Here is a 14,228-nt window from a genome sequence, read left to right as displayed (position 1 = left end):
CCTCGCGCTCGATCTTGAGCTGGATGATCCGCCGGTCGAGGTTCTCGATCGCCTCGGGCTTCGATTCGACCTCCATGCGGATGCGCGAGGCGGCCTCGTCCATCAGGTCGATCGCCTTGTCGGGGAGGAAGCGGTCGGTGATGTAGCGGTTCGACAGCGTCGAGGCGGCGACGATCGCGCCGTCGGTGATCCGCACGCCGTGGTGGAGCTCGTATTTCTCCTTCAGCCCGCGCAGGATCGAGATCGTATCCTCGACGGTCGGTTCGCCGACCATCACCGGCTGGAACCGCCGCTGGAGCGCGGGGTCCTTCTCGACATATTTGCGATATTCGTCGAGCGTCGTCGCGCCGACGCAGTGGAGCTCGCCGCGCGCGAGTGCGGGTTTCAGCAGGTTGCCCGCGTCCATCGCGCCCTCGGATTTACCCGCGCCGATCAGCTGGTGCATCTCGTCGATGAACAGGATGACGTCGCCCTCTGCGGCCTTCACCTCGTCGAGCACGCCCTTCAACCGCTCCTCGAACTCGCCGCGATATTTCGCGCCCGCGATGAGCGACCCCATGTCGAGCGACATGAGACGGCGGTCCTTGAGCGTATCGGGCACGTCGCCATTGGCGATCCGCAATGCGAGGCCTTCGGCGATCGCGGTCTTGCCGACGCCGGGTTCGCCGATCAGCGCGGGGTTGTTCTTGGTGCGGCGCGCGAGGATCTGGATCGTGCGGCGGATCTCCTCGTCGCGGCCGATCACGGGGTCGAGCTTGCCATCGCGCGCCGCCTGGGTCAGGTCGCGCGCGAATTTCTTGAGCGCATCATAGCGGTCCTCGGCGCCAGCGGTGTCCGCGGTGCGGCCCTGGCGGACGGTGTTGATCGCGGTGTTGAGACCCTCGGGCGTGACGCCGCCCGCCTTCAACGCCTTGCCCGCGGCGGTGTTGAGCGACAGCGAGAGCGCGACGAGCAGCCGCTCCACGGTGACGAAGCTGTCGCCCGCCTTGGTCGCGATCTGTTCGGCCTGGTCGAGCACGCGCACCGCGTCGTTGTCGATGCCCGGCGTGGTCTGCGCGCCCGAGCCCGACACCGCGGGGATCTTGGCGAGCGCGAGATCGGTTTCGGAGGTCGCGCGCTTCGCGTCGCCGCCCGCCGCCTTGATCAACCCGGCGGCCATGCCCTGCTCGTCCTCGAGCAGCGCCTTCAGCAGATGCTCGGGCGCGATCCGCTGGTGGTTCATGCGGATCGCGACGGTCTGCGCGGATTGCAGGAAGCCCTTCGCACGGTCGGTGAATTTGTCGATGTTCATGACGAATTCCTGTGGGATTGGTTCGGTATCTGGGTGAAAGATGGTGTTGCATTTGGGCAACACAAGAGGCGGGTTGCCGAAGCGGGCCCAGCATGGCCAAGCGCGATTTACAAAGCCGGGACCGGTACGGACAAAGACCCGGCAGGCCGAAACCGTTCGTTTAAACTTCGCGGCTAGAGCGGATCCAATGCCGACGTCCGCCCCCCCTCGACCCACGCCTTATCCCGCCGGCGCCGGCAACGTGCTTGCCGCGGCCGTCCGCGGGTGTCGGCGGCATCTCGTCTTCGCGGCGGCGTTCTCGGGGCTGGTCAATATCCTGTACCTCGTCCCGTCGATCTTCATGCTGCAGGTGTACGACCGGGTGGTGCCGACGCGTGGCGGCGCGACGCTGCTGTTGCTCACGCTGATCCTCGTCGTGTCGCTGATCGTGTTCGCGATCCTCGACGCCGTCCGCATGCGCCTGTTGTTGCGCGCGAGCATGCGGCTCGAACGTCAGGCCGCGCCCGGGATCCTGCTGCGGATTCTGGGCACCGATAGCGCGACGATCGGTCAGCGCAGCCAGGCGATGCGCGATTTCGACACGGTGCGCGGCACGCTGACCGGGCCGACGATCGTCGCGCTGTTCGATGCGCCCTGGGCACCGATCTATATCGGCATCGCATTCCTGCTCCACCCGTGGATCGGCGTGCTGGCGCTGGTCAGCGCGCTCTTGCTCGGCGGGATCGCGATCCTCAGCGACCGCGTGACCGCGCATGCCGCGCGCGACACGCATGCGCGCGCGGTGCTGGCGACGCGCGAACAGGATGTGTCGATCCACGGGTCGGAGGTCGCACGCGTGATGGGGATGCGCAACGCGCTGATCACGCGCCATCTGCTCGAGCGCGCCGAGCTGGTCCGCCGCCAGTCCGCGCTCGCCGGCACCGCGGGGCAATTCCTCGCGATCACCAAATTCCTCCGCCTGTTGCTGCAATCGCTCGCGCTGGCGCTCGGCGCGCTGCTGGCGATCCGGCAGGATATTTCGGGCGGTGCGATCTTCGCCGCGTCGCTGTTGCTCGGGCGCGCGCTGCAGCCGGTCGAGCAGATCCTCGGCGCGATGAAGCCGCTTGCCGCCGCGCGCAACGCCTACCGCGATCTCGACGCGTTCTGTGCGCTGCCGGGGCCGTCGATCGACGCCACCACGCTGCCCGCGCCGGTCGGCCGGATCGAGGTGCGCGGCGTCACCGTCCGCGCCGAGGGCAGCGATCGTGCGTTGCTGTCGGACATTAATTTTGCGGTCGCACCCGGCGAGATCATCGCGCTGGTCGGCCCGAGCGGGGCCGGCAAGTCGACGCTGTTGCGCGTGCTGTCTGGGGCGCTGTCGCCCGATACCGGCGAGGTCCGGATCGACGGCGCAAGCCTGTCCGACTGGAACCGCGAACAGCTCGGGCGTCACGTCGGCTACATGCCGCAGTCACCGTCGCTGTTCCCGACCTCGGTGCACACCAATATCTCGCGCTTCCAGTCGGTCATCGCGGGCGAGAGCGAGCAGCTCGATGCCGCGGTGGTCGAGGCGGCGCAGGCGGCGGGCGCACACGAGGTGATCCTCGGCCTGCCCAATGGCTATGCGACGATGCTGAGCATGGCGGACGGATCGGGGCTGTCGGCGGGGCAGAACCAGTCGGTCGCGCTGGCGCGTGCGATGTTCGGGGCGCCGACGATCCTGTTCCTCGACGAGCCGAATGCGCATCTCGACAGCGACGGCGAGGCGCGGCTGGTCAGGACGCTCGCCGCACTGCGCCAGCGGGGGGCGACCGTGATCGTCTCGACACACCGCACCGGGCTGCTGCAGGCGGTCGACAAGATCATGGTGTTGCGCGGTGGCACGATCCAGATGTTCGACGAACGGACCAAGGTCGTCAGGCCCCAGGTCGCCGCTGCGGGAGGGCCGCGATGATCCCCGCCGACCTGGCCAGCCCGGTTTCGGCCGCGGGCGGTGCGAGCCTCGCCGAGCGTCTCCGCCTCGACGACTCGCCGCGTCATGCGATCCTGGTCGGCGGGCTCGTCGCGATCCTGTTCTTCGTCGTCGGGTTGGGCTGGGCGGCGTTCGCGCGGCTCGATGCGGCGGCGGCGGGCGAGGGGCAGGTGGTCGTCGCGGGCAACCGCCAGACGGTCCAGCACCGCGAGGGGGGGATCGTCGCGGCGATGGCCGCGCGCGATGGTCAGCACGTCCGCGCCGGCGACGTCCTGTTCCGGCTCGAAGGCGCGGAAGTCACCGCGAGCGAGCGCGCATTGGCCGCCAGCGTCATCGACCTGCAGGCGCAGCGCGCACGGCTGGAGGCCGACGTCCGCGGCGGCGCGATCGTCTGGCCCGCCGAGTTCGCGGCCGCGCAAGGCGACGACCGGCGCCTCGTCGACCGCGCCAAGTCGCTTCAGGTCGCCCAGCGCACCGCGCGCTCGGCGGCGCTCGCGGCGAACGGCGCCGTGCTGCGCCAGCAGGCGGCGACCGTCGCGCAGCAGACGACCGGCTTCAACGCACAGGCGCAGGCGACCGCTCGCCAGCGCGCGTCGCTCCGCCAGCAGCTCGAGAGCACGCGGGCGCTGGCCGACGAAGGCTATGTCTCGCGCAACACCGTGCGCGCGATCGAACGATCGATCCAGCAGCTCGAAGGCACCGACGCCGACTATGTCTCGCGTTCGGCCGCGGCGCGCGAACAGATCGGCCAGACGCGCGCCGAAGGCGTCCAGACCCGCCGCAAATATGTCGAGGACAGCGCCACGCTGCTGCGCGACACGCAGTTCCAGCTGAACGAGGTCATGCCCAAACTCGCCGCCGCGCGCGAGCAACTCGCACGCACGATCATCCGCGCGCCGGTGACCGGGCGCGTCGTCGGCCTGCGCGTGTTCTCGGTCGGCGGTGTGATCCAGCCGGGGCAGGCGATCCTCGACATCGTCCCCGATGCGGCGCCGCTGGTGGTGCGGGCGAACTTCTCGCCGGGCGATATCGACGGCGTGTTCGCGGGGCGTGAGGCGGAGGTGAAGTTCCTGTCGCTGCACGAACGCGACCTGCCGATCCTGCTCGGCACGGTCGAGACGGTATCTGCGGATTCGCTGCGCGACGAGCAGACCGGTCGCAGCTATTTCAGCGCCGAGATCACCGTGCCGCGCGACCAGATCGCCAAGATCGAGGCGGTTCGCGGGCGCGATACGGGCATCCGCGCGGGCGTCCCCGTCACCGTGCTGGTCAAGCTCCGCTCGCGCACCGCGCTCGACTATCTGCTCGATCCGCTGACCGAAGCCTTTTCCAGGTCGCTCCATGAACGCTGATACGATCCGCCTCGCCGGGGCGCTGCTCCTGCTCCCCGCAGCGCCGGTGGTCGCGCAGACGGTCGTCGGGACGCAGGTCGCGGCGCCCGAGACGCTCGGTCAGGCGATCGCCGACGCCTATCGCACCAATCCGTCGCTGGAGGGGCAGCGGGCGCAACTCCGCGCGCTCGACGAACAGATCGTCCAGGCCGGCGCGGCCTACCGGCTGACTGCGGGCGTCAACATGACGCTGCAATACCAGTCGCAGGACCAGCGCGGCCTGCTCGGCGATTTCGCGGTGGCGCGTGGGCGGACCATGGGCGCCACGCTCACCGCGTCGCAGATCCTGCTCAACGGCGGGCGGACCGCGGCGCAGGTCTCGGCGGCCGAGGCGGGCGTGCTGGCGGGGCGCGAACGGCTGCGCGAGGCGGAGAACGCGATCCTGTACGAGGTCGTCGACGCCTTCGTGTCGGTACGCCGCGACCAGGCGCTGGTGGCGATCCAGCAACGCTCGCTCGACTCCTATGGGCGGCAGGTGACGCAGGCGATCGCGCGCGAACGCGGCGGCGACCTGACGCGTACCGATATCGCGCAGGCGCAGGCGCAGCGCGAGATCATCCGCGCGCAGCTTGCGCAGGCGACGGTCAATCTGCAGGCGAGCCGCGGCCGGTTCGCCGCGGTGGTCGGGCGCAATCCGGGTATCCTGCTCGCGCCGCCGACACTGCCGGGGCTGCCCAATTCGCTCGATGCCGCGTTCGCGATCGTCGAGAAGGAGAGCCCGAGCCTGTGGCAGGCAATCCTCGCGACCAAGGCTGGCGATGCGCGGATCGCTGCGCAACGCGCCGAACGCGCGCCGATCGTCGCGTTGTCGGGCAGCTATGGCTATGCCAGTCCCTATACCTATCAGTTGCGCGATCTGGGCGCGCAGGCGAGCGGCGCGGTCACGTTGACGATGCCGCTGCTGAGCGGCGGCGTGATCGGATCGCGCGTCCGCGCCGCGGTCGCCGAACGCCAGCAGCTCGGCTTCGAGGTCGAGACCGCGCGTCGCGCCGCGCTCGCCAATGCGCAGAACGCCTGGAACCAGGCTGTCGCTGGCGGCGAGCAGATGACCGCGGGGCAACTGGCGACCGAGGCGGCGGAATCGGCGCTGACCGGAGTCCAGCGCGGCTTTGCGGAAGGGTTTCGGTCGAATTTCGAGGTGCTCGATTCGGAACAGCGGCTGCTCACCGCGCAAATCGTCTTCGTCAACGCGACATACGGCGCCTATGCCGCGGAGGCGCGCCTGCTCACGACGTTAGGGCGGCTCCAGGCGGCGGCGATCGACCAGGGCGTCCCGGCCTATGATCCCGCGCGCAACACGCGGCGCGTGCGCGCGCAGACGTTCGGCCCGTTCGACCCGATCCTCGCGCCGATCGATCGCGCGCAATTGCCGAGTACGCATGCACGCGCCGCGCCGGTCGTCGCCCCCGCCACCGACGCGCGGATCCGCCCTGCGATCGTCCAGGTCCTGCCCGGCCCGCTCGGCACGACGCTGCCGATCACGCCAGTCCCGGTACTCGCGAGCCCGGCGATCGCCGACCTGAGCGACGCGGTCGTCACCGGCGGCGCTTAGACAGGGACTCACGTCGCCCCCGATCCGTCCTTCGACGCCGGGGGCAGGAGACGCAACGCCAGCGGCGCGTCGCGCTAGCGTTCGAGCCCCTCGGCGCGGTAGAAGTGCGCCAGGTCGCGGCTTGTCGACAGCGTGAGTTTAGGCAGGCCGATCTGCTTGCACAGCGTCGCATCGCGCTTGCGACTGCCGGGCGTGGTGACGACGATGTGCCGGATCATGGCCCATGTGACGCGGTCGCTGCCGCCATCGAGCGCACCGTGTCGCGCTCGCTCGAACCAGGATCGCCGGAAATAGCGCATGAGGCGTGTCGTGGTCGGTGATTCGAGCAGTATCACGCCGGTCGCGCGCGCGAGACGCTGCGGCAGGCATCGCGAATAATTGCCGTCCATGACCCAGCGGGCGTCGGTGATGGCGTGATCGTGCAACGCGACGAACGCCGCGTGGGGGCGCGGCAACCACTCGGTGTTCGGGTGATGGTGCAGCTGATCGAGATGAACCGGTGGCAACCCGCGTGCCCGCGCGATCGCCACCGCCAGCGTCGACTTGCCACTGTTCGACGGCCCCATGATGCAGATTCGCGGGCCGAGATCGTCGAGCGTCATGTCGGTCTACGCCTCCATCAGCGACCCATATAACGCCGCATAGGCGCCGATGATCGTGTCGTGGTCGTAATCGCGTCGCACGCGCTCGCGCATCGTCTCGCCCATCGTCCGGCGCAGCGCGGGATCGCCGGCGATCGCCAGGATTCCCGCCGCGGTCGCCGCCGGATTGACCAGCGGCGTGACGATTCCGCCATGCCCCGAATCCGCACCGCCGCGGCCCTCGATCATTTCGCGGCAGCTGCCGACATCGGGCGCGACCACCGGGATCCCGCACGCGCCACCCTCCAGGATCACGAGCGGTTGCGCTTCCGACAGGCTGGTCAGAACGAGCAGGTCGATCGTCGCCATCCAGTCTTCGATCCGCACCCGGCCGGCAAATCGGAAGACCGCACCCAGCGCCAGGTTCTCGACCAGCCGCGCACATTCCGCGGCATATTCGGGATCCTCGTCCTCGGGGCCCAGCACCACGAAACGCAGGTCGGGGCGTTCGGCGTGGGCGATCGCCGCCGCACGGATGAACGTCTTCACGTCCTTGATCGGCACCACCCGGCCGAGCAGCGCGACCAGGGGATGGGCCGGATCGCGGCGGTCGGGCAGCGCCGCGAACCGGCTCGAATCGATGCCGTTGGGGATCACCCGGACGCGGTCGGCGGCGGCGCCCAGCCGGCGCTGGACCGCGACGTTCTCGCCGTACAGCGCGACGATCGGGTTGCAGCTGTCATAGCAGGCGGTGGCGTAGCTGGTGAAGGCGCGCACCCACAGGTCGCGCAGATCGCGGACGCTGCGATCGAGCTCGAGTCCGGTATCGACCTGGTCGCCGATCCAGTCGGCCATCATCACCTCGATCTGTCGTTCGAGCAGGTAGATGCCGTGCTCGGTGATGAATGCCGGCCGCCCGGTCTCGCGCGCCGCCCGCGCGGCCAGCAGCCCGGCGAACCCGGTCGAGATCGTGTGATACGCCTTGGCGCGCGGCAATGGCGCGGTCAGCACGGCGAGCAGCCCGCCGAGCAACGTCCGCATCGCCCAGAAATAATGGTGGAACGACGCCTTGGGCAGCATCGCCTCGTAATGTCGCCGCAGCCTTGCGAAGACCGCGGGGTGCGACAGGATATCGCCGGGTGCAGGCGCGCGCGGCATCGCGGCGATCAGGTCGATCAGCGTCGCAAGTCGCGCGCCGCCGCCGGTCGCGAGGAACGCGACGAGCGCGTCGGCGATCGGCACCGCGATCCGGTCGGGGATCGCACGCGGGACCGACGGGGCGGGGGCCAGCCCGATCTCGACGACCGCCACGACGTTGGGCGGCGGGGTCAATCGGAACGGCAACGTGCCGGCACCCGGCTTGATCGCGGCGATCGCGAAGCGGATGTCGGGCAGGTGCGTGATCAGGTCCTGCAGCCAGCCGGAGACGCCGCCGATCACATAGGGGTACGCGCCTTCGACGATCAGGCAGATATCCGCTTCGGGGGGCTCGGCCGGCGCGGTCGCGGACATCGCGGCCAGTGCGGTCAGCGGGATCATGCCGCTGCTTCCGCGCGCCACCACGTGGCCATCGCGTCATCGCCCGCCGCGGTGAGCCGGTCGATCGCTGCGTAGTCGCCGACCGCCCACAACGCCTCGATCTGCACCACCGTGCCCGCATCGTCACCCGCCGCTGCTGCCGCCCCGCGCAATGTGACCGCATCCTCGCGCAGATGCGCGCGCTGCGAATCCGACAGCAGCACGTCGGCCCGCGCATGATCCGCGAGCAGCGCGACCAGGGTCGTCGTCGCCTCGGGATCGGACTCGTCGGCGATCCGCGTGGTCAGCCGCGCGCGCGCCAGCACCAGATTTTCCGCGACCCGCGCCGATGCGGCGGCGGCCAGCGCGCGAATGGTCTGGTCGCCGTCGGTCAGCGCAAGCGCGATCAGCGGCGACAGCGCGGGCTCGAACGACCGCACCACCGTCTCCAGCGCGCGCCGGCGTGCCGCGACATCGCCGTGGCGCATGATCGTGACGAGCGAACTCACCGTGTCGGGGGTCGCGTGATGCACCCGCCCGTCGAGCATCCGCGCCACCTTCAGGCCGGCGCCGCGATGCGCGCTGTGCCGCGCCCGCGGCCCGAACATCGCGTCGTCGCTGCGCGGCGACACCGCCCAGGACGCGCGGCCGAGCGGCAGCGTCGCGAGGATCCCGATCGGCCCCAGCACGCCCAGCATCGCCGCGGCGAATCCACGGCTTGCGCCCCACCGCAACCAGAGCGCGACGCTGATCGTGGCAATGACGGCATGCCCCGCCAACGCCCAGCCGACGGTGAGGCCGATTGCCGGGCCGAACGCGGCGCACGCGACCGGCAATGCGAGATCGACCGCCGCGAGCAGGAGCAGGCCGGCGACAAGACGGCCATGCGAAGGCGCGCTCATGCGACCCGTTCCGCCGATCGCAGCGTCCAGGGTGCCGCGCGCAGCGTATCCGCCAGCAGCGGCGTCAGCCACGCCGCGATTTCGGCAAGGTCTGCGGTACGGCGCGCATCAAGCGCCTCGAACGGCAACGTATGCAGCACCAGGCACCCGACGATCTCGCCGGACGCACGGTCCGCCAGCGCGATCGCCGCAACCCCGATCCCGTCGAGCACGCGGCGATCGCCGCGCCGCGCGACATGCAGGATCCCGCCCCTCTGCTTGGCCTGCTGCGCGCGCTCGACCCGTTCGAGCAGGGCCGCCGGCAGGATCTCGCGCCGCCCCGCGGTCACCGGCCCGTGCAGCCATGCGCGCGCGTCGCGGCCGGTGATCCGATAGCAGGTGAAATCCTCGGTCCGCGCGGACAGCGCGATCAGTGCGCCGATCGCGTCGCGCCGTTCCGCGGCATCCGCCGACGACAGCCGGGTCGCGACATCGATCACATGCCCGGCGGTTCGGTCTTCGGTCGCGATCTGCACCTGCAAGGCGCGGTTGGTGCGCGACAACGTCGCGAACGCCTCGGTCAGCCGCGCGACGTTGCGCGTCGCGGTCCGCGCGTGTTTTTCGAGCCTGTGATGGCGCGCGGTGCGCAGGATCGTCACCTCGCCGATCGCGATCGCGACGACGAACCACAACAAAGGCTGCACCGACAGGTGCAGGACATGGTCGAGATAATCGCGCTCGGGCGCCACCGTGTGGCCATGCGCCAGCCACAACGCCGACGCTGCCGCGGCGGCGACCAGCCCCGGTCCCGTGCCATAGGCCAGCGCCATCGCCAGCACCGGGATCCAGAGCGGGTTGGGCTCGATCCGCGCAAAGCCGGTACCACCGGTCAGCCACGCATCGACCGCGACCAGCGCTGCGAAGCCGGCCGCCATCTCGATCGCGATCCGTAGCGGGCGTTTCCATCGCGAAATTTGGGTCATCGGCCGTCCCCCAGACTATGGGTCAATTGCGCGCGCGCGAACAGCTGGCGCCCCGAAAAGCCCGGTCGCGCGATCGAGGTGATCCCGCCGCTTCCCTCGACGCGCCAGGCGACCGCGATCGGTGCGGCGATGCCGAGGCTCGCGGTCGGGCCGTCGCCGCCGAACCGATCGACCGTCCAGCCCGCCAGGCCGGTCATCTGCACCGCGCCCAGGCTGCCGCTGATCAGTCCCTGCACAGTATGGTTCTCGCGGCTGGCAAGCGGCACGACCGCGAGCCCGTCCAGCCCGACCCGCATCCGCTGGACATATTCCGCCTCGAATCGATAGGTCAGCCCGAGCGCCGGGAACTGCCGCCGGATCAGGTAATCGAGCCCCGCATTGGCGACGATCGTGTCGCTCGCCCCGGCCATCCCCGCCAGCCCGTAGCGGTTCGCGCCGAGATCGGCCTGCGCGACCAGCCCCGGCGTCAGGCGATAGGTCGTGCCGATCAGCGCACGCGACAGATAGCCGCCCGCGATCACCTGTGCCGGTGTCGAATAATCGGGCATGTGCCGCGTCAGCGTCACGCGGACCTGCGCGTCGGCGGACCCGGCAACGGCCTTCACGCCGCCGCCCGTCACCGCATCGTCGAGGGCGGCGGAGGCGAGCAACTGGACGCGGACGCCGCTCTCCAGCGCCGCGAGGAGCGAGGCATCGACCACCGTATCGCCGGTTCGCGCGCCGCCCTCGACTCGGCTGACGATATGGCGGACGCCGCCGCCCGCCACGAGCGTGTCGCCGACCGCGGGATCGATCCGCGTGGCGAACTCGGTCTGCGACAGGTCGCTGCCATCGCGCGCGGTCACGCCGAGGCTGGCGGTGCCGGGGGCGGCAGCGATCGCCCGGCGTGCGGTCACATCGTCCGCGGCCAGCGCGCGGTACGCGCGCGCCGCGCCGCGCACGTCGCCATCCGCCATCCGCGTATCCGCCAGCAGCCGCGCCGCGCGGCGATCGGTGGGATAGCGCGCGGCCAGCCGAGTCGCAGCCCGCAGCGCCGGTCCGGGATACCCGGCGGCGACGTCCGCCTCGATCGCCGCCAGCGCGGTGTCCGGCGCGCTATCGTCGGCCAGGTCCGTGGTCGCGTCGTCGCCCGATGGCGGCACGAACGCCAGCGCGACGATCGCCCCCGTTTGCCGCCACGTCATGTCCCAGCCGGGTGCCGCGCGAAGCACCAAGCTGTCGTCGTTCCAGCGCAGATCGCCGATCGCATCGCCCGCCGCGTCACGGAATGCCGCGATCCGCGCGGGCGATAACGGACGATCGAACCGCGCGACCAGCTCGCCATCGCTCTCCGAAACGCGCACGGTCGCGTCGTCGGGCCAGGCGAGGATCGGCTCGGGCGCAACCACGCGGCCATCCGCAAAAACCGCGCGCGGCACCGCGATGACGGGGGCGTCTGCCAGCAGGAGCGTGAGGATGATCATTCCGTGAGCACCGTGCGCGCGCGTCCCGGCTGCCCCTGGGCGATCAGCAGCCGCGCGTGCAACGCCGCCAGCATGCGGTCCTGCGGCGCGTCGTTGCGCAACGTTTCGACCAGCGCGACCGCCTCGCCACGCCGTCCCAGCCGGTCGAGCAATTCCACCCGCGCCCGGCTCTGCGCCGGCGTCTGCGCGAGCGCGCGTTCGAGCCACGGCCGCGCGGCAGCCGTGCCGCCAAGCCGCGCCTGTACGTCCGCCATCAGCCTGAGCGCGGGCAGGTCGGTCGGGGCCGCGGCGAGGTGATCGCGCAGCCACCCTGCCGCACCCTTCGCGTCGCCCGCATTCCACGCGGTCCAGGCCAGATCGAGCTGGTCGCGCGGATCGGCGACGCCCGCCGCAACCCGGCGCCGCGCGATCGCTCCCGCCTGCGCGGGATCGAGCCGGGCAGGGGCGGCTGCCGACAAGGCGCGCATCTGCGCCGCATCCAGCGCCCGCCCGTCGAGCAACCCCGCCAGCACCGTACGTCCCGCCGCCGCATCGCCCGCCGCCCGCGCGAGCGCCAGCCGCAACAGCATCACGTCGGTCCGCGCCGCCAGCGGATGCCGCGCCACGACGGCGAGTGCTTCGGCCGGCCGGTCGTGCTCGGCATACACGCCCAACCACCCGCGCTGCTCCGCCGCGTCGCCGCGCGTCATGCGCTGTTTCAGCCAGCCGAGATCCTCCGCCGCCGGACGCGGTCCCATCAGGTACAACAGCCGCTGCGTCGCCGGTGCGCCGACCGGCAGATCGGTCGCCGCCCGTCGCAATACCGCACGCGCATCGTCGCGATACCCGGCGGCGAGCAACCGTTCCGCCATCGCCTCGGGCTGCGCGTCGGCCCGCGCGAGCAGCTCGGTTCGCAGGCCCTCGCGGTCGCCCGCCAGGATCGTCTCGCGCGCCGCTGCCCGCTGGTCGACCGGCAAACGGTCCGCCGCCCGCAATGCCGCCGCCCGATCGCCGGTCCGCGTGGCCACGCGGATCGCCAGCCACGGATCGGCCGCGCGCCAGTCGACGCGCGTCCGGTCGAGCAGCGCGATCAAGTCGTCGCGCCCGGCCTTGTCCGCGCGCCGCGCCAGATCGAGCGCGAGCGCCGCATCGGGTGGCGGAATGACCTGGTTTGCCGCCGCGACGATGACCAGGTCCGTGCGGTCGATCGCATAGGCCGCGGCGATCAGATCGGCCGCGACCACGCCGTGCGTACGTGTCGCACGCGTCACCAGCGCCGCGGCATCGGCCGTACGCCCGGTCTTGTGCAACAGATCGACGCGCAGCCGCCACGTCGCCGGACTCGCGCCATCGGGGCGCGCCGCCAGATAGCCGAGCGCCACCGCCGGCCGTTGTGCCGCGACGAGGTCATATGCGACCTGCACCGTCGTCACCGCGACGCCCGCGTCGATCAGCCGCGCGGTCAACGCCGCGAGCGTGGCCGCATCGGCCGTCTGGATCGCGGCGGCGATCGACGGCGGCGAGGGTGGCGGCGTCACCGCCGGCGCCGCCGACGGCAGCGCGCTGACCGCCGCGACCGGTTGCGCACGACGCTCGGCGTGAAGGATCTCGCGCCGCCCGGGCAACAGCATCAGCCCGCCCGCCAACAGGCCCAGCCCCGCCAGCGCGGGAACGATCAGCGCCAGGCGGCCCTTGTGTCGATCTATCCTCAACCGGCTGGCTCCGGAATCAGCCGATCGAGCGCCAGCGTCGCGACATAGGGCCGGAACCCCGCCGCCCGCTCGCGCGCATAGAGTGCGGCGACCTGCTTGCGATCGGCCGGATCCCAATAATCGAGCGTCATCAGCGTGATCGCCGGGTTGCGCGCCTGCGCCGCCTTGAGGCGCGCCGCCTGCCAGGCCCAATCCGAATCGCTCAGCGCATCATAGCGTTTGGTCGTGAAATTCCATCGCGATGCCATCGCCTCGCCGAGCAGATAGTCGATCTGCGGCGCGATCTCGGGCAGCATCGCGTAGCCGCGGTTGAGCATGATGCGGATCTTTGGAAAGCGCGCACGCACCGCGGCGATCAGCGTCGTACCGGCCGCTATCATGCCGCTGTTGGCTACCGGGTCCTGTCGTTCCATCGCCTCCGCGTTATCCATCGTATCGATGAAGATTCCGTCATAACCGAGCGCCAGGATCGCGGGGACGAGCTGATCGAGGACCGCCGCGCGCCACGCGGGGTGCCGCAGGTCGGCCAGCCGCGCGTCGGGCCAGTTCGGATTCGCCGGGCCCAACGCACCGGCCGCATCGAGTGCCGCGAAATAGGGCCGGCTGCGCTCGACCTCGCCGAAGCTGACATAGCCGAGCAGGCTGCTCCCGGGCCCCCGCAGCGGTGCGATCGGCCGCGCATGATGCGGCTCGAGCACCAGCAGGCGGCATGCCCGCGCCAGCTCCGGATCGGTCGCCGCACCGTAATCGACGCCCCAGCGCCAATCGTCGTTCGCCGTTGCGTGCGCCGGTGCGCGAAACCCCAGTGTCGTCCCGATCGCGCCCAGCGCCAGCATCCGCCGCAGCATCAATCGCCGCGCGATCCCCGAAAATCCGGTCATAGCAATCGTCCTCCCTGTCCCACGACCGAGGGATTGTTGCCGACG

General features: G+C 71.0%; 11 protein-coding genes. 3 read left to right on the top strand and 8 right to left on the bottom strand.

Features of this window, described 5'->3' with window-relative positions:
• Positions 1 to 1,291 (bottom strand): Clp protease N-terminal domain-containing protein (locus tag ASE88_RS19655; RefSeq protein ID WP_414894000.1); only part of this gene is annotated, 1,291 nt, incomplete at its 3' end.
• 40 nt (positions 1,292 to 1,331) lie between these two features.
• Here ASE88_RS19655 and ASE88_RS17390 point away from each other — a divergent pair.
• From ASE88_RS17390 to ASE88_RS17380, 3 genes are read left to right on the top strand one after another with little or no spacing between them, the layout of a single operon-like run.
• Entirely contained in the window at positions 1,332 to 3,224 is a 1,893-nt protein-coding gene (locus ASE88_RS17390) for a type I secretion system permease/ATPase (RefSeq protein ID WP_082466626.1), read from the top strand.
• Entirely contained in the window at positions 3,221 to 4,594 is a 1,374-nt protein-coding gene (locus tag ASE88_RS17385) for an HlyD family type I secretion periplasmic adaptor subunit (protein ID WP_055881732.1), read from the top strand. Before ASE88_RS17390 ends, ASE88_RS17385 begins: the two co-directional genes overlap by 4 nt.
• Positions 4,584 to 6,185 carry a TolC family protein gene (locus ASE88_RS17380; protein ID WP_056480294.1) on the top strand — a complete coding sequence of 534 codons (1,602 nt, stop codon included), beginning with the start codon at positions 4,584 to 4,586 and terminating at the stop codon, positions 6,183 to 6,185. Before ASE88_RS17385 ends, ASE88_RS17380 begins: the two co-directional genes overlap by 11 nt.
• Before the next feature lie 74 nt (positions 6,186 to 6,259).
• Here ASE88_RS17380 and ASE88_RS17375 read toward each other — a convergent pair whose 3' ends face one another.
• The 7 genes from ASE88_RS17375 to ASE88_RS17345 are packed head-to-tail and all read right to left on the bottom strand — an operon-like array spanning position 6,260 to position 14,183.
• Entirely contained in the window at positions 6,260 to 6,787 is a 528-nt protein-coding gene (locus tag ASE88_RS17375) for an AAA family ATPase (protein ID WP_056480292.1), read from the bottom strand.
• A 6-nt stretch (positions 6,788 to 6,793) separates the two neighbouring features.
• Positions 6,794 to 8,305 carry a GT4 family glycosyltransferase PelF gene (pelF, locus tag ASE88_RS17370; RefSeq protein WP_235527993.1) on the bottom strand — a complete coding sequence of 504 codons (1,512 nt, stop codon included), beginning with the start codon at positions 8,303 to 8,305 and terminating at the stop codon, positions 6,794 to 6,796.
• Complete coding sequence (locus tag ASE88_RS17365) at positions 8,302 to 9,186, bottom strand: hypothetical protein (protein ID WP_056480289.1); 885 nt, start codon at positions 9,184 to 9,186, stop codon at positions 8,302 to 8,304. The genes pelF and ASE88_RS17365 overlap by 4 nt, the downstream gene beginning before the upstream one ends.
• On the bottom strand, positions 9,183 to 10,148 hold the full coding sequence (locus ASE88_RS17360) for a hypothetical protein (RefSeq protein WP_056480286.1): 966 nt from the start codon (positions 10,146 to 10,148) through the stop codon (positions 9,183 to 9,185). The genes ASE88_RS17365 and ASE88_RS17360 overlap by 4 nt, the downstream gene beginning before the upstream one ends.
• Positions 10,145 to 11,611: a hypothetical protein gene (locus ASE88_RS17355; RefSeq protein ID WP_056480283.1), complete on the bottom strand. Its 1,467-nt coding sequence runs from the start codon at positions 11,609 to 11,611 to the stop codon at positions 10,145 to 10,147. Before ASE88_RS17355 ends, ASE88_RS17360 begins: the two co-directional genes overlap by 4 nt.
• The gene (locus ASE88_RS17350; RefSeq protein ID WP_056480280.1) at positions 11,608 to 13,302 is read right to left on the bottom strand and encodes a hypothetical protein; all 1,695 of its coding nucleotides are present in this window, start codon (positions 13,300 to 13,302) and stop codon (positions 11,608 to 11,610) included. The genes ASE88_RS17355 and ASE88_RS17350 overlap by 4 nt, the downstream gene beginning before the upstream one ends.
• Positions 13,299 to 14,183: an endo alpha-1,4 polygalactosaminidase gene (locus ASE88_RS17345; protein WP_235527992.1), complete on the bottom strand. Its 885-nt coding sequence runs from the start codon at positions 14,181 to 14,183 to the stop codon at positions 13,299 to 13,301. The genes ASE88_RS17350 and ASE88_RS17345 overlap by 4 nt, the downstream gene beginning before the upstream one ends.
• Positions 14,184 to 14,228: the final 45 nt, after the last annotated feature.

The organism is Sphingomonas sp. Leaf38 (assembly GCF_001421825.1).
GTDB lineage: Bacteria > Pseudomonadota > Alphaproteobacteria > Sphingomonadales > Sphingomonadaceae > Sphingomonas.
Note: the sequence above shows the minus strand (reverse complement) of the source record. Positions and strands in the feature narration are given on the sequence as shown.